Source organism: Nocardia sp. CA-128927 (assembly GCF_050955855.1).
Classification (GTDB): domain Bacteria; phylum Actinomycetota; class Actinomycetes; order Mycobacteriales; family Mycobacteriaceae; genus Nocardia.
This window is the reverse complement of sequence record NZ_CP192087.1, coordinates 9,086,413-9,108,895: the sequence shown is the minus strand read 5'-3', so window position 1 is coordinate 9,108,895 and position 22,483 is coordinate 9,086,413. Positions and strand designations below refer to the sequence as shown.

Genomic DNA, 22,483 nt, shown 5'->3' with positions numbered 1-22,483 from the left:
AACCTAGGTTTGTGAGTGGCTCAGCGGCGCATCGCGCAGATCGGGCTCCTCGTCCGGCACCACCCGCAAGGTCGGGCGGCTGTCCGGCGCCTCGTGATCGCCGAGCCAGGAGAACAGTGACCAGCGGGACAGGCCGGAGAACGCCGAGCCGAGGCTGGTGAACGAGAACGAGGAGATGGCCGACCCGAACGAGCCGACCGAGCCGATCGACAACACCGAGCCGACGCTGCCGATCGAGAGGATCGAGTAGGCCGACCCGATGGACAGAATGGAACCCTCGGATCGGAAGGACAGTATCGATCGATGCGAGTGCCTGCTCCGAATGGAGCGGCCGGGCCGTATCGAATGTTCGATCGTCGCCATGGTTACGGGTCTACCACAGTTAGTGCCGCAGCATGCCTCGTTCCAGGGCTGCGTCCATGTCGAATGATTCCGCAGCAACAGATTTCAGAAGCACATGGGTAACTCACCGGGTACTGGCTAACCTGCCGACAACGTCACTACCGGCCGCCAACGCCAGTATCCACCGCCTCAGTCTGGCCTGAATACTCGGAGAGGCGGGCTAGACGGTGAAGAACCCGAGCGTCGGCAGGAACGAGCAGGTCCGCGGGTCGGCGTCGTCGGCCTTGGTGGTGAGCGAGCCGGAGACGACCGCGATGACCCGGCCGGAACCGGTGTCGGCGATGGCGGACAGGGTGGCCGGGCCACCCGGGTTGATCTTGGCCTCGTCGGTCAGCGGCAGCAGGCCGGACTGACGGGTGTCTAGGTTCATCCACTGCACTGTCATCGGCGGATTCTGTTCCACCGTCGGCGCTTTGGTGCCGAGCGCGGTGAAGACGAACCCGGCCTGACCGGCCTTCGGTCCGGGCGGCGGCAGCTGGGCCGGGCCCGCGACCGCGAGCGCGGTGCCGATCGAGTCGGCGGTCGGGCCGATGCAGCCCTTGCCGATCGTCGGGTAGAGGAACTGGGCGATGACCGGGCCCTCCTGCGGCAGCTCGGGGCCACCGCCACCGCTGCCGTCCAGGAAGGTGATGATCCGTTCCAGGGTGGACTTGATCTGCGGCGGCAGCGCCAGCGTGGCGAGCAGCTTGCGGGCCTGATCGAGGATGGCCGACTGCGGACCTGCCGCGATATCGGCGGGACCGGCGATCGAGCCGACGATGGCGGGGGCCAGGGCGGCGAGCGCGTCGATCGGGACACCCTCCGGAACCATCGGCACGGTGTTCGGGGTCGCCGCAGGCGCGGGCGCCGCGACTGCAGTCGTCGGCGCGGCAAGCGTGGCAGTCGCCGCGATGGCGAGCGCCGACAATGCAATCCGCGATCCTCGGGTGCGAAGCACTGGTCTAGCCGTCCTTACCTCGGGTACATCTGGGGCCGATGCTGAAAAGCCATCGTTTCGGGGGTCACTCTAGGGACATCGCGGCTATGTGTACAGCTGCGTCGCCCTACAGGTGCTGCGGACGATCAGTGTTATCAGACGGTAGCGCGCATCGGGTGTTACTGGTGTGAAAGTTGATGCAAATGTTATCAGTGATTCGGCTGGTGATACGAGGGCGCGACGACCTGAATCGGCGCTGCGGTTAATGTAGTCGGAGCCGTCCGTTCTTGTCGCCGAACACTCGCATCGCCGGGTGTCGGGCCGACGCACCGCACCCGAGTCGAAAGCCTGCGATTTGAACCGTCAACTCCGATGGGCTGTCACGGCACTCGGTCTGTCCGTGCTGGCACGGCTGCTCTGGATGTTCTTGAACAAGAACGGAATCAACGTCGTCGACCTCCACGTGTACGTGGACGGGTCGGCGTCGCTGCTGACCGACAAGCTCTACGACTTCACCTACGCGGAGAAGACGCCGGACTTCCCATTGCCGTTCACCTATCCACCGTTCGCCGCGCTGGTCTTCTTCCCGCTGCACTATCTGCCGTTCACGGCCGTCGCGGTCGGCTGGTTGCTGGCCACCGTCGCCGCGCTCTATGTCGTCGTGCGGATCGCGCTGGAATTGATCCTGGGCGCGGAGCGGGCGCGCGAGCCGGGCTGGCAGGCCGCGACGGTCGGCTGGACCGCGCTCGGCATGTGGATGGAACCGGTGCGGACCACGATCGACTACGGCCAGGTCAATGTCTTCCTGGTGCTCGGCGCGATGCTCGCGGTGCGCAGCTCGCGCTGGTGGTTGTCCGGCGGGCTGATCGGCGTCATCGCCGGGATCAAGCTGACCCCGGCGATCAGCGGTCTGTACTTCGTCGCGCAGCGACGCTGGCTGACGGTGGTGTGGTCGGCGCTGGTGTTCGGCGCGACGGTCGGGATCAGCTTCCTGATCGCCCCGCACGAGGCGCGGCGGTACTTCGGCACGCTGCTCGGCGACGCCGATCGGATCGGTCCGGTCGGCTCGGTGTGGAACCAGTCGCTGCGCGGGGCGTTGAGCCGAATCCTCGGCTACGACGTGCAATCGGGTCCGTGGTGGCTGGCGGGCGTGTTGGTGGTCGCGGTGCTGGCGTTCCTGGCCTGGCGGGTGCTCGAGCCGGACGACCGGATGGGCACGCTGATCATGGTGCAGCTGTTCGGGTTGCTGGTCTCGCCCATTTCCTGGTCGCACCACTGGGTTTGGCTGCTGCCGACGGTGCTGTGGTTGCTCTACGGGCCGTTGCGGCAGGCGCCCGGCGCCAAGATCGTCGCGGGCTACTGGTTGGTGAACACGCTGATCGGGATCCCGTGGGTGCTGTCGTTCGCCCAGGATTCGATCTGGACCATTCCGCGACCGGCGGTGCTGGCCTGGCTCGGCGCGGTGGACGTGCTCGGCGCGCTGGCGTTCTTCGTCTGGGTGATCAGGTCCGGCCGCCGCGCGAAGTCGAGCCCGGACACGGCGGCGCGCGTAGCCACCGAGGGCCCGGCGCGCGCCGCCTAGCTTTCAGCCGAGCTGTGCGGCCAGCTGGTCGATCTTGCGGGCCAGCTCGATGTCCAGCGCGGTCAGGCCGCCGGAATCATGGGTGGACAGCGCGAAGCGGACCTTGCGCCAGCGGATATCGATGTCGGGATGATGGTTGGCGGCCTCGGCCGCCTCGGCGACCTGGCGGACGAGCTCGATGCCCGCGAGGAAGGCGGGCGCCTGGACGGTGCGGGTCAGCACATCGCCGTCCCTGGTCCAGTCCGGCAGGTCGGTCAGTGACTCGGTGAGTTCGGTTTCGGTCAGCAGCGGGGCGCTCATAACCCGGTTCTACACCCGCGCCGGGAGTGATGTCCGTCATTGTCGGATCAGTCGAGCGCAACGAGGTTCGCGGGCCGCCGGGGGAGCCCGAAAAGGTCAGGCGGCGCGCGCTTGCTTGAGCGCCTTTTTCAGGTCTTTGCCGCAGATGCCTGCGGCTTCACACTTCTTCATACGCATAATGACCACAGGGCATTTCACGCAGCGCGTCTTTTTGCGACAGCACTTCTTCTTCGGTTTCAGACGTGAAACCTGCTTAGCCTTGACCTTGCCCATGTCGGTTAGCATACCCTTAGTTACGTGCCTGAAGCGTAGGGGTGACCCGAACGCAGGTAGGGTGTATATGGCCGCAATGCCCGGTGAGTTTCGATTCTCCACCTGTTTGCAGGGGTCGGCCGGTACCTACACCTAACAGCAGGAGGATTCAGCGTGTCGTCTGCGCGCGATTTTCGCAACGTCGCCATCGTGGCCCACGTCGACCACGGTAAGACGACGCTGGTCGACGCCATGCTCCGCCAGTCCGGCGCTTTCGCCGAGCGAGCCGAGCTCGTTGACCGGGTGATGGATTCCGGGGACTTGGAGCGCGAGAAGGGCATCACCATTCTCGCCAAGAACACCGCGGTGCATAAGCACCACCCGGACGGTTCCGTCACGGTCATCAACGTGATCGACACACCAGGCCACGCCGACTTCGGTGGTGAGGTCGAACGCGGCCTCTCCATGGTCGACGGCGTCGTGCTGCTGGTCGACGCCTCCGAGGGCCCGCTGCCGCAGACCCGGTTCGTGCTGCGTAAGGCACTCGCCGCGTCGCTGCCGGTGATCCTGGTGGTCAACAAGACCGACCGTCCCGACGCCCGGATCGAGGAGGTCGTCGAGGAGAGCCACGACCTGCTGCTCGACCTGGCCTCCGATCTGGACGACTCGGCCGCCGAGGCCGCCGAGCTCGCGCTCGACCTGCCGGTGCTCTACGCCTCGGGCCGCGCGGGCAAGGCGTCCAAGGAGCGTCCCGAGAACGGCCACGAGCCGGACGCGGAGAACCTGGACGCACTGTTCGACGTGCTGATGGAGAGCATCCCGGCGCCCAAGAGCAACCGGGACGCACCGCTGCAGGCGCACGTCACCAACCTCGACGCCTCGGCCTTCCTCGGCCGCCTCGCGCTGGTCCGCATCTACGCGGGCGAGCTGCGCAAGGGCCAGAACGTCGCCTGGATGCACGCCGACGGCGTCAAGACCGTCAAGATCACCGAGCTGCTGCAGACCGTCGGCGTCGAGCGTCAGCCGGGTGAGATCGCGATCGCGGGCGATATCGTCGCGATCGCCGGCATCCCGGACATCATGATCGGCGACACCCTCGCCGACGTGGAGCACCCGGTCGCGCTGCCGCACATCACGGTCGACCAGCCCGCCATCTCGGTGACCATCGGCACCAACACCTCGCCGCTGGTCGGTCGAGTGAAGGGCCACAAGCTCACCGCGCGCATGGTGAAGTCGCGTCTCGACCAGGAACTGGTCGGCAACGTCTCGCTGCGCGTGCTCGACATCGGCCGTCCGGACGCCTGGGAGGTGCAGGGCCGTGGTGAGCTGGCGCTGGCCATCCTGGTCGAGCAGATGCGCCGTGAGGGCTTCGAGCTGACCGTCGGCAAGCCGCAGGTGGTCACCAGGCTGGTCGACGGCAAGGTGCACGAGCCGTACGAAGAGCTGACCATCGACTGCCCGGACGAGTACCTGGGCGCCGTCACGCAGCTGCTGGCCGCCCGCAAGGGCAAGATGGTGCAGATGGCCAACCACAGCGCGGGCTGGGTGCGGATCGAGTTCATCGTCCCGTCGCGCGGCCTGATCGGTTTCCGTACCGACTTCCTCACCGACACCCGCGGCACCGGCATCGCCAACGCCGTCTCGCACGGCTACGCGCCGTGGGCCGGCGAGATCCGGGCCAGGCACACCGGCGCGCTGGTCTCCGACCGGGCGGGCTCGGTGACCCCGTTCGCGATGATCCAGCTCTCCGATCGCGGCCAGTTCTTCGTCGAGCCGGGCGCGGACACCTACGAGGGCATGGTCGTCGGCATCAACCCGCGCGCCGAGGATCTCGACATCAACGTGACGCGCGAGAAGAAGCTGACCAACATGCGCAGCGCGACCGCCGATGTGTTCGAGACGCTGGCCAAGCCATTGCAGCTGGACCTGGAAGCGGCGATGGAGTTCTGTGCCGATGACGAGTGCGTCGAGGTCACGCCGGAGGTGGTCCGGGTGCGCAAGGTGATCCTGGGCGCGACCGAGCGTGGGCGCGAACTGTCGCGTCGAAAGGCACGGGACCGGGCCGCGCTGTAAGTCGCGGTAGAGTGCGCAACGTGAGCTCGGGGGCAAGTAATCGCGCCACGTGGCGCGCACTATTGATCATCGTGACGGCGTCGTTGACGGTGTTCGCCGGTTGCACGGCGAACCCGCCACCGCCGATCGAGAGCACCGACAGCCCGAAGACCACGCCGGCCAAGCCGGGCAAGGCCACCGTGGTCGTCGCGATCGACACCATCGGCATCGGGTTCAATCCGCACCTGCGCTCGGACCAGTCGCCCGCCACGGCGGCGCTGAGTTCGATGGTGCTGCCGAGCCCGTTCCGACCGGTGCCGAGCCCGGTGGCGCCCGGCGCGACCGACTGGGTGCCGGATACCTCGCTGATCGCGACGGCCGACGCCACCCCGCCGGAAGCGGCCACGCCGCAGGAACCGTTCACGATCACCTACACGCTGCGCAACGAGGCGAACTGGTCGGACGGCGCGCCGATCGCCGCCGAAGACTTCCAGTTCCTGTGGCAGCAGATGATCTCGCAGCCGGGCGTGGTCGACTCGGCCGGTTACCGGCTGATCACCGACATCGGTTCGGCGGGCGGCGGCAAGGTCGTGACGGTGACGATGCGCGAGCCGTTCCCGGCCTGGCGGCAGCTGTTCACGAATCTGCTGCCCTCGCACCTGATGAAGGACTCGCCCGGCGGGTTCCAGGACGGCTGGGTGAAGAGCATCCGGGTGTCCGGCGCGCAGTTCGCGATCAAGAACATCGACCGCGGCCGCGAGGAAATCCTGCTCGAGCGCAATGCCCGGTTCTGGGGCACCCCGGCCGCGCCGGACGAGATCCTGTTGCGGCGCGGTGGCACGCCCGCGCAACTGGCAGAGTCGTTGCGCACCAACGACGCTCAGATGACGCTGGTGCACGGCGGTGTCGCGACCCAGGCGCAACTGGCCGCCATTCCGTCGGTGCGCACCGCGATCATGCCGCAGTCACGGGTGCTGCAACTCGCGCTCAACGCCCGATCCGGTCCGGTGAGCGATATCCGGGTCCGTCGTGCGGTGCTCGCCCTGCTCGATCCGGCGCTGCTGGCGACGGTCGGCGCGCAGACCGGTGGCTGGGTGGAACCGGCTCGCGCACAGATACTTTCGCCGTCCGACCCCGGCTACGGCCCGACCTCGCCGCCTCGGCCACCCGCCGAGGAATCCTTCGCGTTGCTCGCGGAGGCAGGCTATGGCCGTGCGCCGGAGCCGCCGCCGGTGAACTCGCCGACCTCGCCCGCGCCGACACCGCGGCCGGTCGCGAAAAACGGTAAATCCCTGACGGTTCGGATCGGCGCGGTCGAGGGCGACACCACCGCCATCGCGGTCGCCAATACCGCCGCCGACCAATTGCGCAGTGCCGGAATCGATGCCACGGTGCGCAGCGTCTCCGCCGATCAGCTGTACGGGCGTGAACTCGTCGAAGGCACGATCGACGCGGTCGTCGGCTGGGAGCGGGCCGGTTCCGATCCGGCCACCGCCCTCGCGTCCCGATACGGTTGCCCGCCACCGGAACTCGGCACCGGCACCGCAGGCACGTCACAGCCGAGCTCGGACCCGGCGCGCCGCGCGCCCGCCAACCTGTCCGGGGTGTGTGACCCCACCTTGCAACTGCCGATGGACGAGGCGCTGCGCGGCATCGAGACCGGCCGGGTGCTCGCCGACGCCGAGCCGAAGCTGTGGGAGCTGGCCACCGTGCTGCCGATCGTGCAGGACAACGTCGTCGCCGCGGCCGGTCCGCGAGTGGACGGTGCGTCGCTCAGCGGCAGCATCCAGGTCGGCATTTTCGGCGACGCCGGACAGTGGCGCAAGATCCAATGACCGGCGGTCTGCTGCTGGTGCACGCGCACCCGGACGACGAAACCATCACCACCGGCGGCACCATCGCGCATTATCGCCGCCGCGGCGTGCCGGTGACCGTGGTGACCTGCACCCTGGGCGAAGAGGGTGAGGTCATCGGCGACGAGTGGGCCCAGCTCACCGCCGACCGCGCCGATCAACTCGGCGGCTACCGCATCCTCGAACTGACCCGGGCATTGCAGGCCCTCGATGCCGCGCCCCCGCGCTTCCTCGGCGGCGCGGGCCACTGGCGCGACTCCGGCATGGCAGGCACTCCGGCGGCGGAGAAGCCGGGAGTGTTCGTGAAGTCGGGCGACGAAGCAGTGCAGGCGCTGACCGAGGTGATCCTGGAACTGCGGCCGCGGGTGGTGATCAGCTACGACCCGAACGGCGGCTACGGCCATCCCGACCACATTCGCGCCCACCAGATCACCACGGCCGCAGTAACTTCCGCGGCCGAGCGCGGCTGGGACACGCCGAAGTTCTACTGGACCGTCACCGACGCCGACATGCTGCGTCAGCACACCGCCGCGCTGGCCAAGCGCACCGTGGACGCGCTGCCCGGCCGGTTGCCGCCCGGCTGGCGGCTGCCCGCCGAAGGCGAACTCGCGAGCGTGCCGAGCCGCACCGTGACGACCACCATCGACGTCTCCGACGCGCTCGCCGCCAAACGCGCCGCGCTGCGCGCACACGCCACCCAGCTCACGCTGGCGCCGGACGGCCGCGAATTCGCCCTCTCCAACGATGTTGCTCAGCCGGTACTGCCGGAGGAGTGCTATGTCCTGGTGCGCGGTCGCCGGGGTCCGGTCGGTTCGGACGGCCGCGAACATGATCTGTTCGCTGGCCTCGAATAACGAACTTCTATCGATGGCGCGGCTGGCCTTCCGCAGTTCCTGCCGTATTGCGGCATAATCTCCGAATGTGCCCTGAGCTGCGAGTATTCGTAGCTTGAGGGTTGCTGTTACCCCGAAAACTTTCGCCGGGTACCGTTCCCGTGATCTCGAATTCATCGATGTGGAGGGCGAAGCGGTTCATGACGGCGGTCGGCGACAAGGCTCACCTCAGCCTCGAGGACGAGGGTTACCACAAGAGTCTCAAACCGCGGCAGCTGCAGATGATCGCCATCGGTGGCGCCATCGGCACCGGGCTGTTCCTCGGCGCGGGCGGCAGGCTCGCCAACGCGGGGCCGGGCCTGTTCCTGGTCTACGGCGTCTGCGGATTCTTCGCGTTCCTCATCCTGCGCGCGCTCGGTGAACTCGTGCTGCACCGGCCGTCGTCCGGGTCGTTCGTCTCCTACGCGCGTGAGTTCTTCGGCGAGAAGGCCGCGTTCGTGGCCGGCTGGATGTACTTCCTCAACTGGTCGATGACCGGCATCGCCGACACCACCGCGATCGCCCAGTACTTCCACTACTGGTCCGGGTTCAGCAGCATCCCGCAGTGGCTGCTCGCGCTCATCGCGCTGGTCCTGGTGCTCAGCATCAACCTGATCTCGGTGAAATGGTTCGGCGAGATGGAGTTCTGGGCCGCGCTGGTGAAGGTGTTCGCGCTGAGCGCGTTCCTGATCGTCGGCACGATCTTCCTCATCGGCCGATTCACCGTGCAGGGCAACCCGACCGGGCCGAGCGTCATCACCGACAGCGGCGGCCTGTTCCCCACCGGCGTGCTGCCGCTGGTGGTCGTGGTCTCGGGTGTCGTGTTCGCGTACGCCGCGGTCGAATTGGTCGGCACGGCGGCGGGCGAGACGGAGAACCCGGCCAAGATCATGCCGCGCGCGATCAACTCGGTGATCGCCCGCATCGCCATCTTCTACGTCGGCTCGCTGGTGCTGCTCGGCCTGCTGCTGCCGTACACGGCGTACACCGCCAAGGAGAGCCCGTTCGTCACCTTCTTCACCATGCTCGGCGTGCCCGGCATAGGCAGTGTGATGAACCTGGTGGTGCTCACCGCCGCGTTCTCCAGCCTCAACGCCGGGCTGTACTCGACCGGGCGCATCCTGCGGTCCATGTCGATGAACGGCAGCGCGCCGAAGTTCACCGGCGTGATGGGGCGCAACGGCGTTCCCTACGGCGGTATCCTGCTCACCAGCCTGATCGCGCTCATCGGCATCGCGCTCAACGGCGTGGTGCCGGATCGGGCCTTCGAGATCGTGCTGAACCTGGCCTCGCTCGGCATCGTCGCCTCCTGGGCCACCATCGTGCTGTGTCAGTTGCAGCTGTGGCGGTGGAGCAAGCAGGGCAAGGCGGAGCGGCCGTCGTTCCGGATGTTCGGCGCGCCCTACACCGGACTGCTCACGCTGGTGTTCCTGTTCTTGGTGGTGGTGCTGACCGGTTTCGACTATCCGGTGGGTACCTGGACCGTGGCCTCTCTGGTGCTGATCATTCCGATGCTGATCGTCGGCTGGCTGGTGGCGCGTAAGCGGGTGCTGTCCATCGCCGAGGAGCGGATGGGCTACACCGGCGAGTTCCCGGTGGTGGCCAACATCCCGATCGACGGCGAGAAGTGATCATGCGGGTCCCGGCCGCGGCAGCGTCGGAATAGACTCGCTCTCATGTACAACTGGTCGGTCCAGGACGCGATTGTCGCGTTTGTCGACAGCATGAAGCCGAACTGGCAGGCGCAACACGACCTGTATCTGACGGTGCTGTACGGGTTCGTCGATATGCAGAGTCACCTGCTGACCCTCCTCGGCTTCCCACCGGTGCCGTGAGGGCGGCCGTCGAGCCCGTGACTTACCGCGAGTCACCGCCCGCCCCGGCGGCCTGGTTGGCACCGCTCATCCTCGCGGTTCTGGTGATCGATGCCTTCATCACGCTCGCACTGGAAGTGCTGTACCTGCCCACCTACTTCGGCAGTACCGCGTTTCCCTTGTCGGGGGTGCTGGCCGGTGTGGTGAACATCCTGCTGGTGCTCGGCGTGCGTGCGGTCTCCCAGCGCACCGCCGCGATGTTCCTGCCTTTGGCCGCATGGACTTTCGGGTTCTTGATCTGCGCGAGCACCGGCCCCGGCGGGGACATCATGCTCGCCAGCGACTGGCGCACAGTGCTTTTGCTGTTCTGCGGTCTGGTGCCGCCGCTGGTGTACATCTACATCCGCGTCAATTCCGGGTTGTTCAGCAGGCGTTAGCGGCTGCCCAGCTGGCCGGGGGTCACCGCGTCGATGAGGGCCCAGGCTTCGTCGAGCGGGATGTCGAGCACGTGATAGCGCTTCTTGCCCGCGGCGGCGGCCGCGACGAGGGTGGCGACGCCCGCGCGGCGCTGGAAGAACGACTGCCGGACGGTCCAGCCGATCACGCCGGGCGCTTCCAGGCAGTCGCGATCGCGGCCCAGGGAGCCCGACCGAGTGATCAGCCAGGCCGGACTGGTGGCGGTTTCGGGAAGAACCGTATGGCCGAGGCCGCGATAGCGGTCCTCCGCCAGCGCGATCGCGACCGGAACCAACAGCACGGGCGCCAGCCACCACCATGGCGAAAAGTCCGCGCCCGCAATCGAAAAGATCAGCATGACGAGCGCGGCCACGGCAATGGGCGCCAGCGTGCGGGTGTGCCGCCTGCGGCGGGCGATCGGGCCGTGCGCGATCAGCGGCGCGCTACCGGGCGTCGGACCCGCGGCGGGCGAGGCAAAACCCTTGTCCTGGAACTCGTTCGGCGCGAGCAGGTGGCTCAGTGTGTGCTCGATGGCGGTGCGCGGTGCCTGCGGGAGAATCTTCTGGCGCGGGCTGGCGCCGACCATGATGGCCTCGAGCTCGGCCGCACCGGCCAGGCGCAGCAGCAGCGGCTCGTTCACTGTCGCGCCGCGGAAGCGGGCCAGATCCAGGGTGATCTGACGGGTGGTGAACAAGCCGTGACGCAGGTGCAAAGTCCGGCCGTCATCGATGACGCGCAGGCCGAAATACGTTGTCAGATAACGCGCGCAGGCGGCGAGGCTGACGATGAGCACGATCACCACGATCAGTCCGATGGTGCCGATGGCGATGAGCGCCGCACCGCCGTTCTCCACACGCTGCACCGCGTCCGAGCGGAACAGCACCTGGCCGACGCCGTACTGGAACGCCAGACCGACGATCGGCGCGATGATCGCGAAACCCGTCAAAGACAGTGGCGCGTAACGAACCCAGGCCGGATTCCAATGCGCGATCTCGCGGCCGGGTTGCATGCCCGGGCTCTCGGCGGTCGCCTTGTCCAACGAAACAGGTTGTCCGGCAATGCTTTGCGGCGCGCCACCGGTGTGTGCGAGCAGGGCGACCCGCAGGTCGGGCACCAAACGCGCGTCGAGCGCGTCCAATTTGAACTTCTCACCCGAATCCGCCTGCTGCCCAGTGCCGATCGCCAGCACCGCGAGCCCGAGCAGCCGGTGCAGCAGGTCCGCCTCGATGTCCACCGACCGGATCCGGGACCGCGGCACCGCCAGCTTCTTGCGCTGTACTAGCCCGGTGCGCAGCTCGACATGGGTCGGCCCGACCCGATACGTGGTGGTGAACCAGCGGGTGAGCGCGAACCCGACGATCAATGCCAGCGGGATGATGCTCCACACATGATTACCGCTGCTGGTACCGAGGATCACCGACCCGATCAGCACCGGGATGAACTTCACCACCTCGGTGACCGGGTGTACCAACAGCATTCGCTTGTCCAGCCGCGACCACGGTTGATCGGTCTCCGGCGCCTCAATCGATGTCACGACTCCACCTCGCTGGCGCTCGCTTCCGTCGTGCCATCCGGCAGGCTGTGTCGATGGTTCGCTCGCCTGCGCTCGCTCACGTCGCGTCTCCACGATGCTGCGCCGCGATCCGAGTCAGCCGGGTCACCGTCTCCTCCGCCACCGGCAGATCGAGTTCGGAGATCTGCACCGCGCCCGCGGACGACGCGGTAGTCACCGTCACCGTGGCCAGCCCGAGCAACCGCTCCAGCGGCCCACGCTCGGTATCCACGGTCTGCACCCGGGAGATCGGCGCCACCCGGCTCTCCTGGGTGAGCCAGCCGACCCTGGTGTACACGGCCTCCTCGGTGACCTCCCACCGGTGCACCGCATACCGCCACCACGGCACCACACCGATATTCAGCCCGGCGAGCAACAGCGTCACCAGGAACACCGTCAGCTGCCACCCCCGATTGCCGGAGTCGAGCAGAGCCCAGACGAGCTGCGCCGCGAACGGAACCACCCAGACCAGGGCGGCCTGGATGGTCCACAAGAGTTTCGCCTTCGGACTGGGGCGCCAGGCCGGATCGGCCATGATCGTGCGCGGCTGCGACATGCCTGCCATGGTTCCATGAAGTTCGGCCCGTGGGGGCCGCCGATCGCGTGCGGCGCGGCGCACCCGCGCCGGTATTCGCGGAATCCGGCGGCTGCCGATGGAATAGCCCCGAGCTTCGCGCAGTTGTCAACGCTCACATGGTGCCTCGCTGTCACAGGGTGCCGTGGTGAACGCGGCGTCCCCGCCCGGTGGGTTCTGGTCGCTACGCTCACTCATCAGTATCGGAGGGAGACAGGTCCGGATGGTTAGCGCATGATCGAGGTTGTGACTGAGCGCAGCGAAGGAACCAAAGACACAGCACCACCGGTCACGGTGGAGCCGAGCGTCAGCGAGGCGGAGGCGTGACCGAATTGCCGAACCCGAGCATTCCTGCTGTAGCCCCTTCTCCATCGGCCATGCGCCGGGCGCTGCGACGAGCCCGTGACGGTGTCACGCTGAACGTGGACGAGGCCGCGGTGCTGCTGCACGCGACCGGCGACGACCTGAAGGATCTGAGTACCAGCGCGGCCAGAGTGCGTGACGCGGGGCTGGAATCGGCCGGTCGGCCGAAGACCATCAGCTACTCGCGCAATGTCTTCATCCCGCTGACCCGGTTGTGTCGTGACAAGTGCCACTACTGCACCTTCGTGACGGTGCCGGGCAAGTTGCGTGCCGAGGGCAAGGGCATGTTCCTGGAACCCGACGAGGTGCTCGACATCGCCCGTCGCGGCGCGGCCCTCGGCTGCAAGGAAGCCCTGTTCACGCTCGGCGACCGGCCCGAGGATCGGTGGCCCGAGGCCGCGCAGTGGCTCGACGAGCGCGGCTACGACTCCACCCTGGACTACCTGCGCGCCGTCTCGATCATGGTGCTCGAGGAGACCGGCCTGCTGCCGCACCTGAATCCGGGTGTGATGTCGTGGGAGGAGATCTCCCGGCTCAAGCCGGTCGCGCAGTCGATGGGCATGATGCTGGAGACCACCGCCACCCGGCTGTTCACCGAGAAGGGTGCCTGCCACTACGGCAGCCCGGACAAGGATCCCGCGGTCCGGCTGCGCGCCATCACCGACGCGGGCCGCCTGTCGGTCCCGTACACCACCGGCCTGCTGGTCGGCATCGGCGAGACGCTGACCGAGCGTGCCGAGTCGATCATGGCGATTCGTAAGCAGCACAAGGCTTTCGGGCACATCCAGGAAGTGATCATCCAGAACTTCCGGGCCAAGGACGACACCGCCATGCGCGATGTACCCGACGCGGGCATCGAGGAGTTCCTGGCCACCATCGCGGTGACCAGGCTGCTGCTCGGCCCGGACGTGCCGGTGCAGGCGCCGCCGAACCTGGTGTCGCACGAGGACTGCCTGGCGCTGATCGATGCGGGCATCGACGACTGGGGTGGCGTGTCACCGGTGACGGTGGACCACGTGAACCCGGAACGGCCGTGGCCGAACCTGGACACGTTGCGCGAGATCACCGAGGCGGCCGGTTACCAGCTGGTCGAGCGGACCTCCGCGCATCCGAAGTACGTGCGCGCGGGCAGCCCGTGGATCGACCCGCGGATCGGCGTGCACGTCGCCGCGCTCAGCGATCCGGTCACCGGTCTGGCGAACCCGGACGCGATGCCGGTCGGCCTGCCCTGGCAGGAACCGGACCAGTCCTGGGAATCCGCCGGACGCGTCGACCTCAACACGTCCATCGACACCGAGGGCCGCAACACCGAGAGCCGCAGCGATTCCGCGATCGGCCAGGACGTGGTCGGCGCCTTCGGCGATTGGGACACCATCCGCGAACAGGCCCGCGACCTCGCGGTCGTCGCGCCGGAACGGCTCGATTCCGAGGTGCTCGCCGCGCTGCGGGCGGCCGAGAAGGATCCGGCCGGGCTCAGCGACGCCGAGTACCTCGCGCTGGCCACGGCCGACGGCGCGAACCTGGAGGCAGTCGCCGCGCTGGCCGATCAGCTGCGCCGCGACACCGTCGGCGACGACGTCACCTACGTGGTGAACCGGAACATCAACTTCACCAACATCTGCTACACCGGCTGCCGCTTCTGCGCGTTCGCCCAGCGCAAGGGCGACGCCGACGCGTTCACGCTGAGCATGGACGAGGTCGCCGACCGGGCCTGGGAGGCGCACGTCGACGGCGCCACCGAGGTCTGCATGCAGGGCGGCATCGACCCCGACCTGCCGGTCACCGGCTATGCCGACATCGTGCGGGCGGTGAAACAGCGGGTGCCGTCCATGCATGTGCACGCCTTCAGCCCGATGGAGATCGTCAACGGCGCCTCGCGCGGCGGGCAGAGCATTCGCGACTGGCTGGTCGCGCTGAAGGAAGCGGGCCTGGACACCATCCCGGGCACCGCCGCCGAGATCCTCGACGACGAGGTGCGCTGGGTGCTCACCAAGGGCAAACTGCCCACCTCGGCGTGGATCGAGGTGATCACCACCGCGCATCAGATCGGCCTGCGTTCCAGCTCGACCATGATGTACGGCCACGTGGACAACCCGAAGCACTGGGTCGGTCACCTACGCGTGCTGCGCGGAATCCAGGACGAGACAGGCGGTTTCACCGAATTCGTGCTGCTGCCGTTCGTGCATCAGAGCGCGCCGCTGTACCTGGCGGGCGCCGCGCGACCGGGCCCGACGAACCGGGACAACCAGGCCGCACACGCGCTGTCGCGGATCATGCTGCACGGGCGGATCGAGAACATCCAGACCAGCTGGGTGAAGCTCGGCACCGTCGGCACCAGGGTGATGCTCAACAGCGGCGCCAACGACGTCGGCGGCACGCTGATGGAGGAGACCATCTCCCGGATGGCCGGCTCACAGCACGGCTCGGCGAAGACCGTCGCGGAACTGGTGGACATCGCCGCGGGCATCGGCCGGCCGGCCCGCGAACGGACCACCACGTACGGCGTTCCGCAGCACAAGGTTTCGGCACTACCACTCACGGTCGGGTAGCGGCGTAGGCTTCCGGCAGAGGCGCCGACAACAGGTCGGCGGACGGTAAGCCGAGCCGAGGACGAAAGGCGGGGCGGGTTCGGCGATAGGCAAGGCCCGACGGTGCGATCGAATTCGGATCGCGGTCGGAATGCCGGAAAATCCGGCGGACCGGCCGGGTAGCTGCCGAAAAGATGGAGCCGGACCCGCGATGACGTGGGGCAGGCTCCGAACAGCCTGGTCCTGACCGGGGTTTCGCACCGCGAACGTGGCGTACGGAACATCTGAAGTTAGGCAAGGCTGACCCGGAGTAGCGTGGGGTGTCCGGATAGGGTTTCGCTGGGCGGACTATCCCCGCAAGGTGAGGACAGACTAGGAGAACGGCAGTGCCGTACATCATCGCTGAACCGTGCGTTGACGTGAAGGACAAGGCATGCATCGAGGAATGCCCCGTGGACTGCATCTACGAGGGCGGTCGCATGCTGTACATCCATCCCGACGAGTGCGTGGACTGTGGTGCATGTGAACCGGTGTGTCCGGTGGAGGCGATCTTCTACGAAGACGACACCCCGGATCAGTGGAGCGGTTACGTGAACGCCAACGTCGACTTCTTCAACGAGCTGGGATCGCCGGGCGGCGCCACCAAGGTCGGTCAGGTCGATCACGACCCGCCGTTCATCAAGGAACTGCCGCCGATGGCGAGCGAGTAGTCCTGTCGTGTCCGCACGTGCCCGGGTCAGCAGCCTGCTTCCCGATTTTCCCTGGGACACCATCGCTTCGGTGAAGGCGAAGGCGGCGACGCATCCCGACGGGATCGTCGACCTGTCGGTCGGCACCCCGGTGGACCCGGTCGACCCGCTCATCCGCGCGGCGCTGAGTTCGGCCTCAGCGGTGCCCGGTTATCCGGCCACGCACGGCACTCCCGAGCTGCGCGCGGCCGCGGTCGACGCGCTCAAGCGGCGCTACGGGATCACCGGTCTCGACCCGGCGGCGGTGCTGCCCGCGATCGGCACCAAGGAGCTGATCGCCGGACTGCCCAGGCTGCTCGGTCTCGGCGCGGACGACCTGGTCGTCATCCCCGAGGTCGCCTACCCGACCTACGAGGTGGGCGCGCTGTTCGCGGGCGCACAGATCGCGCGTGCCGACGGGCTCACCCAGCTCGGCCCGCGCACACCCGCGCTGATGTTCGTGAACTCCCCTTCGAACCCGACGGGCCGCGTGCTCGGCGTCGACCACCTGCGCAAGGTCGTCGAATTCGCCCGCGAACGCGACGTCGTCATCGCCTCCGACGAGTGCTACCTCGGCCTCACCTGGACTGATTCGTCTGGTCGCTCTGCAGGCTCCGCTCCTAGAGGCGCCCCCTCCATCCTCGACCCCGAGGTCAGCGACGGCGACCACACGAACCTCCTTGCCGTGCACTCGCTTTCGAAGACCTCCAACCTGGCCAGCTACCGCGCCGGTTTCGTCGCGGGCGACCCGGCCCTGGTCGCCGAACTCCTCGAGGTGCGCAAGCACGCCGGAATGATGGTGCCGTTCCCCATCCAGGCCGCGATGACCGCCGCCCTCAGCGACGACACGCACGAGGCGCAACAGCGTGAGCGCTACCGGGTCCGTCGCGAGGTACTGCGAAAAGCCTTGGAAGAGGCCGGTTTCCGAATCGACCACTCCGAGGCGGGCCTCTACCTCTGGTCGACCCGTGGCGAATCCTGCCGAACCACCCTCGACTGGCTCGCCGACCGCGGCATCCTCGCCGCACCCGGCGACTTCTACGGCCCCACCGGCACCGAACACGTCCGCATCGCGCTGACCGCCACCGATGAACGGATCGCCGCCGCTGCCGAGCGCCTGACCGCCGCGGTGTAGAGCCCTGTTGCGGTGTTCGACCGAGCGCTGACGGGCGGTCGGTGACGACACGCGCTACGGGCGCACGCTGGGCAAAGGCGCGGGGCGTCGGCGGGCGTTAGCCTGAAGTATGGACGCTGTCACGGTTGTTCCTACTCCCAGCAACGAGCCGGTGCACTCCTACGCACCGGGTAGTCGCGAGCGGGAACTGTTGGTCGCCAAGCTTGCCGAGATCTCCGCGCAGAACGTCGAGGTGCCGCTGGTGATCGGCGGTAAACATCGGCCGGGGATCGGGGAACGGCACGATATCGTCGCGCCACATCGGCACAGTCATGTGCTGGGGACGTATACTGACACCACGCACTCCGAAGCGCAGGGGGCGATCGACGCGGCGATGGCGGCGGCGCCGGGCTGGCGGACATTGCCGTTCGACGAGCGGGCTGCGGTGTTCCTGCGGGCCGCGGATCTGCTGGCCGGGCCGTGGCGGGAGACGGTGGCCGCGGCGACCATGCTGGGGCAGTCGAAGTCGGCGCAGCAGGCGGAGATCGACGCGCCGTGCGAGTTGATCGACTTCTGGCGGTTCAATGTGGCCTTCGCGCGCGAGCTGATGGCGCAGCAGCCGGAGTCGAGTGCGGGGGTGTGGAATCGGCTGGATTATCGGCCGCTGGAGGGGTTCGTCTACGCGATCACGCCGTTCAACTTCACCGCTATCGCCGGGAACCTGCCGACCGCGCCCGCGTTGATGGGGAACACGGTGGTGTGGAAGCCGTCGCCGACGCAGACGTTGTCGGCGTTCTACACGATGCGGTTGCTGGAGGCGGCGGGGCTGCCGCCCGGTGTGATCAATATGGTGACCGGTGACGGCGTCGATCTGTCGGAGGTGGCGCTGGCCGATCCGCGGCTGGCCGGGATCCATTTCACCGGCTCTACCAAGACATTTCAGCATCTGTGGCAGCAGGTCGGCGCGAATATCGGCCGGTATCAAAGCTATCCGCGGTTGGTCGGTGAGACCGGCGGTAAGGACTTCGTCGTCGCGCACCCGTCGGCAGATCCGGATGCGTTGCGGGCCGCGCTGATTCGTGGTGCCTACGAGTATCAGGGGCAGAAGTGTTCGGCGGCTTCGCGCGCCTATATCGCGCGTTCCGTCTGGCGCAAGATGGGCGACGAATTCCTGCACCTCACCGAGGGGCTGACCTACGGCGACGTGGCCGACCTGTCCAATTTCGGTGGGGCGCTGATCGATCGGCGTGCGTTCGACAAGAACGCCGCCGCGATTCGGCGCGCCAGGGACGCCGGGCTAACCATCCCGGTCGGTGGCACTTACGACGACAGCGAAGGGTACTTCGTCCAGCCGACCGTGTTGCTGTCGGATGATCCGCACGACGAGTCCTTCGTCACCGAGTACTTCGGGCCGATCCTGTCGGTGCATGTGTATGACGACGCCGAACCCGGTTCGTACGCTTCCATCTTGGCCGAGGTCGACTCGGCGTCACCGTATGCGTTGACCGGAGCGGTGTTCGCTCAGGATCGTCAAGCGGTCGAACAGGCCGGTGCCGCACTGCGATTCGCGGCGGGCAACTTCTACATCAACGACAAACCGACCGGCGCGGTGGTCGGTCAGCAGCCGTTCGGCGGCGCTCGCGCCTCCGGTACCGACGACAAGGCCGGTTCTCCGCTGAACCTGCTGCGCTGGGTGGGCGCGCGGACGATCAAGGAAACATTCGTTCCACCAACCGATTACCGCTACCCGCACATGGGCGAGTGACCCGGTGAATCCGCTGCGTCCCCTCATTCTCGCGGCGGCGGAGTCGCCGCGGATGAAACGTGCGCTCACCGCTATTCCGGTCACCGCCGACATCGTGCGCCGGTTCGTGGCAGGGGAGCACCGGGATGATCTGATCGCGGTGGCACAGACGCTGTTGAACAGTGGGCGAATGGTCAGCGTGGACTTCCTCGGGGAGAACACCACTGACCGGAGCCAAGCCGATGCCACAGTGGCCGAATACCTTTCGCTGATCAATGACTTGGCCGCGCTCGACCGCTCGGTGCTGGCGGAAATCGACGCGCCGCCCGTCGAGGTATCGGTGAAGCTGTCCGCACTCGGACAGGCATTGCCGGAAGACGGACCCGCGATCGCCACCGAGAACCTGCGCATCCTGTGCGCCAAGGCCGCCCAGGCCGACGTGTGGGTGACCGTCGATGCCGAAGACCACACCACGACCGATGCCACCCTGGCCACGGTCCGCGAGCTGCGTGGTGAATTCCCTTGGCTCGGTGCGGTTCTGCAGTCGTACCTGCATCGCACCGAGGCGGACTGCCGTGAGCTGTCCGGGGCCGACTCGCGAATCAGGTTGTGCAAGGGCGCCTATCGCGAGCCGCACGAGGTCGCGTTCCAGCGCGCGTCCGAGGTGACCGATTCCTACCTGCGCTGCCTGGAAGTGCTGATGCGCGGCGACGGCTACCCCATGGTGGCCTCGCACGACCCGGTGCCGATCGCCGCCGCCGAACAGCTCGTGCTCGAAACCGGCCGTGGCCCTGGTCGATTCGAGCATCAGATGCTGCACGGCATTCGTGAGGCCGAGCAGCTGCGATTGGCGGCGGCGGCCAATGCGGTGCGCGTCTATGTGCCCTACGGCAGTCAGTGGTACGGCTATCTCACGAGGCGGTTGGCGGAGCGGCCCGCCAACCTCACGTTCTTCCTGCGCGCTCTCGTCAGCAAGTCCTGAAGTCCACTACACCAGCGGCTTGCCCAGTCGCATCCGCCTGCGCAGGTCGAACAGGTAGATGTTCAACGGAAACATCCGTGCCTGCAACGGCAGTCGAGTGTGTACGACGGAGATGCCCCGCAGCAGCCGGTCGAATCGGCGCTGGTCCCGTTCGGTCCAGGTCATCCGCATCTCATCACGCACGTGCTGCGGCAGCAATCCGGCCACGATGAATCGCTGCAGCTTGGCGAAGGTGAATTGAATTGGCCGCGGCATCATTTCGAGATCGATGATGCCGTCGAAGTACTCGCGCAGCGCGGGCTCGATGCGGTACTGCGCCAGGTTCTCCTCCCACCACGGAAAGAACTCCGCGCGATCCGCGGGCCACATCTCCGGCCGCATCTGCAAGGTGGTCCCGAGCCGCGCGCTGTACTGGAAGAGCGCCTCGGCGGTCGCCGGATCCATCGGGCCGTGCATGCGGGTGTAGAGGTCGTCGATGCCCCAGTAGATGGTGGCCGCCACCCACAGCTGCAGCTTCGGATCGAAGGCGTTGTACTTCACCGGGCTCTGCGGTCCGGAGTGGACCGGGCGGTGCGAGCCGTTGACCGCCTCGCGGTAGGCCACGCGCTCTTCGTCGGAGCCCATCATGGCGACGGCGATGTAGGTCAGCGTGGTGCGCAGCCGCTTGACCGGGTGCAGGGTGACCTTGCCGCTGTCCACGGTGCTCTCCAGCACGCCGCGGCCGACCGGGCGCAGGCTCAGCTGCATGATGACGTTGGCGGTGCCGCCGAGGAAGGCCGCGATGCCGTCCATGTACTGCTGGACGCTTTCCGGCGTGAGGGACAGCTCGGCCTGGTTCCGCCCCGGCTCGGGTGCGGTGGCGCGCAGCGGTGCGGTCATCGTTGACCTCGTCTTTCAGTATCCGGACGATCCCGGACGAGCGAACGGTGAGAAGGTTCTTAACTCACCTTCTCATTGCCTCGTCAGCTGTGTCAATGATGCGTTGCAATACTTCTTGTGTCATCGTTTCGGCGACCCGGATAGGGTGAAACCATGGCGAGGCTGAGCAGACTGCTGCCGTTGGTGCGAAGCACCGGTCCGGAAGACGGCAATCAGGCGCGCGTGCTCGACGCCGCGCTGCTGGCGTTCCTGGACTTCGGCATCAAGCGCACCAGCATGGTCGAAGTGGCCCGGCGCTGCGGGCTGTCGCTCGCCACGCTGTATCGGCGCTTCGCCAGCAAGTCCGATCTGATCGAGGCGGTCGGGCTGCGGCAGACCCGGGAGTTCGTCGAGGAGGTCGACGCCGCGTTGCAGCGGCAGGTCGATCGGGACGCCGGTGCCGAGGAACAGATCGTCGAGCTGTTCGCCGCGTTCATCGCGGGGTTGCGGGACAACAAGCTGGTGCACCGGCTGCTGGCGACCGAGCCCGAACTGGTGCTGCCGTATCTCACCATCAAGGGTGCGCCGGTGCTCGAGCTCGGCCGGGACTATGTGGCGGAGTTCATCGCTCGGTTGCAGCAGGAGGGCAAGCTGCCCGGGTACGACCCGGCGCCGCTCGCGGAGATGATCGCGCGCACCGCGTTGTCGCTCGCGTTGACGCCGCAGACCGTCATTCCGCTCGAAGATGAGGTGGCGATCCGGCAGTTCGCGCGCGATCACATCGTGGTGTCGTTCCGGGTGCCCTGACCCCGGTCTCAACGACCGGCGAAGAGTTCGAGGGTGGCCAGCGGGAGCGCGGCGAGGATGTCGAGGGTCTGCTCGGTCGCCGTGCCGTGCGTGTGCGCCGCCACCGCGAAGCCTGGGCCGTAGGAGGCCGAGGCGACGTCGGGTTCGCCGAAGTCCGACCAGCCCCACTTCGTGCCGAGGACGAACGGCAAACGTGCTGTGCCCCAATCCTGTTCGGTGCCGTCGGTGGCGTTCTCGCCTGCCGCGGCCATCCATTCGAAGATGGGCGAGTTGGGGTCGTTGCGCAGTTTGGCGTCGAGGAAATCGGCCAGGTCCGCAGTGCTGGTGTAGGCGGCGCCCCAACCGTCAGCTGAGTGGGTGTCCTTCAAATTGTATTCAGCCGCAACGGTTTTGAGTGCCTGTGGATACTTGGACTCCATCGTGGTGGCCGCGCCGTCGTCGGAGTAGCGGATCATGCGTTCGGCCAGGTCGCGGTCCGCGCGGGAGCCGTCGCCGTGCCGCAGCGCGTAGTCGGCCAGGTAGAGCTTGGTCAACGACAGGCTCGTGCGTGACTCGTGTTCGTTGCCGGTGCTCCAGTGGGCGCCGAGGGTGGAGCGGATGGAGATCGCGGTGCGCGGCGGGACCACCGAGGGATCGGGTGGGTCCGCGCAGGCGTTCGGCGCGAGCAGCGCGCAGTACGTCGCCGCGGCGGCGGCCGCGGTCACAACAGTCCGATAGCCCATCGTTTCCTCCTG

At 67.4% G+C, this 22,483-nt stretch carries 21 protein-coding genes; 13 read left to right on the top strand and 8 right to left on the bottom strand.

The genetic code is table 11. The features are described 5' to 3' along the window. Positions 1-3: 3 nt before the first annotated feature. On the bottom strand, positions 4-363 hold the full coding sequence (locus tag ACQPW1_RS42360) for a hypothetical protein (RefSeq protein WP_433658906.1): 360 nt from the start codon (positions 361-363) through the stop codon (positions 4-6). Positions 364-562: 199 nt separating this feature from the next. After that, a complete protein-coding gene (locus ACQPW1_RS42355) occupies positions 563-1,339 on the bottom strand; it encodes an Rv1157c family protein (protein ID WP_433658904.1) in 777 nt (258 codons plus the stop codon). A 292-nt stretch (positions 1,340-1,631) separates the two neighbouring features. On the opposite strand from ACQPW1_RS42355, the gene ACQPW1_RS42350 reads away from it, so the two are divergent. Then, on the top strand, positions 1,632-2,900 hold the full coding sequence (locus tag ACQPW1_RS42350) for a mannosyltransferase (RefSeq protein WP_433658902.1): 1,269 nt from the start codon (positions 1,632-1,634) through the stop codon (positions 2,898-2,900). Between the two features lie 3 nt (positions 2,901-2,903). Here the strand turns inward: ACQPW1_RS42350 and ACQPW1_RS42345 are convergent, their stop codons facing one another. Together ACQPW1_RS42345 and ACQPW1_RS42340 are read right to left on the bottom strand one after the other, a co-directional pair. Beyond that, positions 2,904-3,200 (bottom strand): 4a-hydroxytetrahydrobiopterin dehydratase, encoded by a 297-nt coding sequence (locus tag ACQPW1_RS42345; protein WP_433658900.1) that lies wholly within the window; start codon positions 3,198-3,200, stop codon positions 2,904-2,906. A 96-nt stretch (positions 3,201-3,296) separates the two neighbouring features. Next, positions 3,297-3,473 (bottom strand): hypothetical protein, encoded by a 177-nt coding sequence (locus tag ACQPW1_RS42340; RefSeq protein WP_191093947.1) that lies wholly within the window; start codon positions 3,471-3,473, stop codon positions 3,297-3,299. Between the two features lie 153 nt (positions 3,474-3,626). On the opposite strand from ACQPW1_RS42340, the gene typA reads away from it, so the two are divergent. From typA to ACQPW1_RS42310, 6 genes are all read left to right on the top strand, one after another. Further along, complete coding sequence (gene typA / locus ACQPW1_RS42335) at positions 3,627-5,525, top strand: translational GTPase TypA (RefSeq protein WP_433658897.1); 1,899 nt, start codon at positions 3,627-3,629, stop codon at positions 5,523-5,525. An 11-nt stretch (positions 5,526-5,536) separates the two neighbouring features. Further along, a complete protein-coding gene (locus ACQPW1_RS42330; RefSeq protein ID WP_433658895.1) occupies positions 5,537-7,339 on the top strand; it encodes an ABC transporter family substrate-binding protein in 1,803 nt (600 codons plus the stop codon). Then, on the top strand, positions 7,336-8,211 hold the full coding sequence (mshB, locus tag ACQPW1_RS42325; protein WP_433658893.1) for an N-acetyl-1-D-myo-inositol-2-amino-2-deoxy-alpha-D-glucopyranoside deacetylase: 876 nt from the start codon (positions 7,336-7,338) through the stop codon (positions 8,209-8,211). Before ACQPW1_RS42330 ends, mshB begins: the two co-directional genes overlap by 4 nt. 179 nt (positions 8,212-8,390) lie before the next feature. Further along, positions 8,391-9,860, top strand: a complete 1,470-nt coding sequence (locus ACQPW1_RS42320; protein WP_433665494.1) for an amino acid permease — start codon at positions 8,391-8,393, stop codon at positions 9,858-9,860. 45 nt (positions 9,861-9,905) lie between these two features. Continuing rightward, on the top strand, positions 9,906-10,064 hold the full coding sequence (locus ACQPW1_RS42315) for a hypothetical protein (protein ID WP_364722276.1): 159 nt from the start codon (positions 9,906-9,908) through the stop codon (positions 10,062-10,064). Between the two features lie 17 nt (positions 10,065-10,081). After that, complete coding sequence (locus ACQPW1_RS42310; protein WP_433658891.1) at positions 10,082-10,480, top strand: hypothetical protein; 399 nt, start codon at positions 10,082-10,084, stop codon at positions 10,478-10,480. On the opposite strand, the gene ACQPW1_RS42305 is transcribed toward ACQPW1_RS42310, so the two are convergent. Continuing rightward, positions 10,477-11,976 carry a PH domain-containing protein gene (locus ACQPW1_RS42305; RefSeq protein ID WP_433665493.1) on the bottom strand — a complete coding sequence of 500 codons (1,500 nt, stop codon included), beginning with the start codon at positions 11,974-11,976 and terminating at the stop codon, positions 10,477-10,479. The two genes, ACQPW1_RS42310 and ACQPW1_RS42305, sit on opposite strands and share 4 nt — an antisense overlap. Positions 11,977-12,109: 133 nt before the next feature. Next, the gene (locus ACQPW1_RS42300) at positions 12,110-12,607 is read right to left on the bottom strand and encodes a PH domain-containing protein (RefSeq protein WP_433658889.1); all 498 of its coding nucleotides are present in this window, start codon (positions 12,605-12,607) and stop codon (positions 12,110-12,112) included. A 341-nt stretch (positions 12,608-12,948) separates the two neighbouring features. On the opposite strand from ACQPW1_RS42300, the gene ACQPW1_RS42295 reads away from it, so the two are divergent. From ACQPW1_RS42295 to ACQPW1_RS42275, 5 genes are all read left to right on the top strand, one after another. Next, positions 12,949-15,537, top strand: coding sequence for a bifunctional FO biosynthesis protein CofGH (locus ACQPW1_RS42295; protein ID WP_433658887.1), 2,589 nt, complete (start codon positions 12,949-12,951; stop codon positions 15,535-15,537). A gap of 365 nt (positions 15,538-15,902) precedes the next feature. Further along, complete coding sequence (gene fdxA / locus ACQPW1_RS42290; protein ID WP_107659126.1) at positions 15,903-16,226, top strand: ferredoxin; 324 nt, start codon at positions 15,903-15,905, stop codon at positions 16,224-16,226. Between the two features lie 7 nt (positions 16,227-16,233). Beyond that, complete coding sequence (gene dapC / locus ACQPW1_RS42285) at positions 16,234-17,379, top strand: succinyldiaminopimelate transaminase (protein ID WP_433658885.1); 1,146 nt, start codon at positions 16,234-16,236, stop codon at positions 17,377-17,379. Positions 17,380-17,488: 109 nt separating this feature from the next. Further along, entirely contained in the window at positions 17,489-19,123 is a 1,635-nt protein-coding gene (gene pruA, locus ACQPW1_RS42280) for an L-glutamate gamma-semialdehyde dehydrogenase (protein ID WP_433658883.1), read from the top strand. Between the two features lie 52 nt (positions 19,124-19,175). Beyond that, positions 19,176-20,084: a proline dehydrogenase family protein gene (locus ACQPW1_RS42275; protein WP_433658881.1), complete on the top strand. Its 909-nt coding sequence runs from the start codon at positions 19,176-19,178 to the stop codon at positions 20,082-20,084. A 6-nt stretch (positions 20,085-20,090) separates the two neighbouring features. Here ACQPW1_RS42275 and ACQPW1_RS42270 read toward each other — a convergent pair whose 3' ends face one another. Next, positions 20,091-20,963 carry an oxygenase MpaB family protein gene (locus ACQPW1_RS42270; RefSeq protein WP_433658879.1) on the bottom strand — a complete coding sequence of 291 codons (873 nt, stop codon included), beginning with the start codon at positions 20,961-20,963 and terminating at the stop codon, positions 20,091-20,093. Positions 20,964-21,116: 153 nt separating this feature from the next. Between ACQPW1_RS42270 and ACQPW1_RS42265 the strand changes: the two genes are divergently transcribed. Continuing rightward, entirely contained in the window at positions 21,117-21,749 is a 633-nt protein-coding gene (locus ACQPW1_RS42265; protein WP_433658877.1) for a TetR/AcrR family transcriptional regulator, read from the top strand. An 8-nt stretch (positions 21,750-21,757) separates the two neighbouring features. On the opposite strand, the gene ACQPW1_RS42260 is transcribed toward ACQPW1_RS42265, so the two are convergent. Further along, positions 21,758-22,471, bottom strand: a complete 714-nt coding sequence (locus tag ACQPW1_RS42260) for a hypothetical protein (protein WP_433658875.1) — start codon at positions 22,469-22,471, stop codon at positions 21,758-21,760. Positions 22,472-22,483: the final 12 nt, after the last annotated feature.

Excerpts from the sequence above, each read along its gene's own strand:
- ACQPW1_RS42360 (WP_433658906.1), bottom strand. The coding sequence starts at position 363 with ATGGCGACGATCGAACATTCGATACGGCCCGGCCGCTCCATTCGGAGC.
- ACQPW1_RS42305 (WP_433665493.1), bottom strand. The coding sequence starts at position 11,976 with ATGCTGTTGGTACACCCGGTCACCGAGGTGGTGAAGTTCATCCCGGTG.
- ACQPW1_RS42270 (WP_433658879.1), bottom strand. The coding sequence starts at position 20,963 with ATGACCGCACCGCTGCGCGCCACCGCACCCGAGCCGGGGCGGAACCAG.
- pruA (WP_433658883.1), top strand. The coding sequence starts at position 17,489 with ATGGACGCTGTCACGGTTGTTCCTACTCCCAGCAACGAGCCGGTGCAC.
- ACQPW1_RS42260 (WP_433658875.1), bottom strand. The coding sequence starts at position 22,471 with ATGGGCTATCGGACTGTTGTGACCGCGGCCGCCGCCGCGGCGACGTAC.
- ACQPW1_RS42300 (WP_433658889.1), bottom strand. The coding sequence starts at position 12,607 with ATGTCGCAGCCGCGCACGATCATGGCCGATCCGGCCTGGCGCCCCAGT.
- ACQPW1_RS42265 (WP_433658877.1), top strand. The coding sequence starts at position 21,117 with ATGGCGAGGCTGAGCAGACTGCTGCCGTTGGTGCGAAGCACCGGTCCG.
- ACQPW1_RS42345 (WP_433658900.1), bottom strand. The coding sequence starts at position 3,200 with ATGAGCGCCCCGCTGCTGACCGAAACCGAACTCACCGAGTCACTGACC.
- mshB (WP_433658893.1), top strand. The coding sequence starts at position 7,336 with ATGACCGGCGGTCTGCTGCTGGTGCACGCGCACCCGGACGACGAAACC.
- ACQPW1_RS42320 (WP_433665494.1), top strand. The coding sequence starts at position 8,391 with ATGACGGCGGTCGGCGACAAGGCTCACCTCAGCCTCGAGGACGAGGGT.
- ACQPW1_RS42340 (WP_191093947.1), bottom strand. The coding sequence starts at position 3,473 with ATGGGCAAGGTCAAGGCTAAGCAGGTTTCACGTCTGAAACCGAAGAAG.
- ACQPW1_RS42315 (WP_364722276.1), top strand. The coding sequence starts at position 9,906 with ATGTACAACTGGTCGGTCCAGGACGCGATTGTCGCGTTTGTCGACAGC.
- ACQPW1_RS42275 (WP_433658881.1), top strand. The coding sequence starts at position 19,176 with ATGAAACGTGCGCTCACCGCTATTCCGGTCACCGCCGACATCGTGCGC.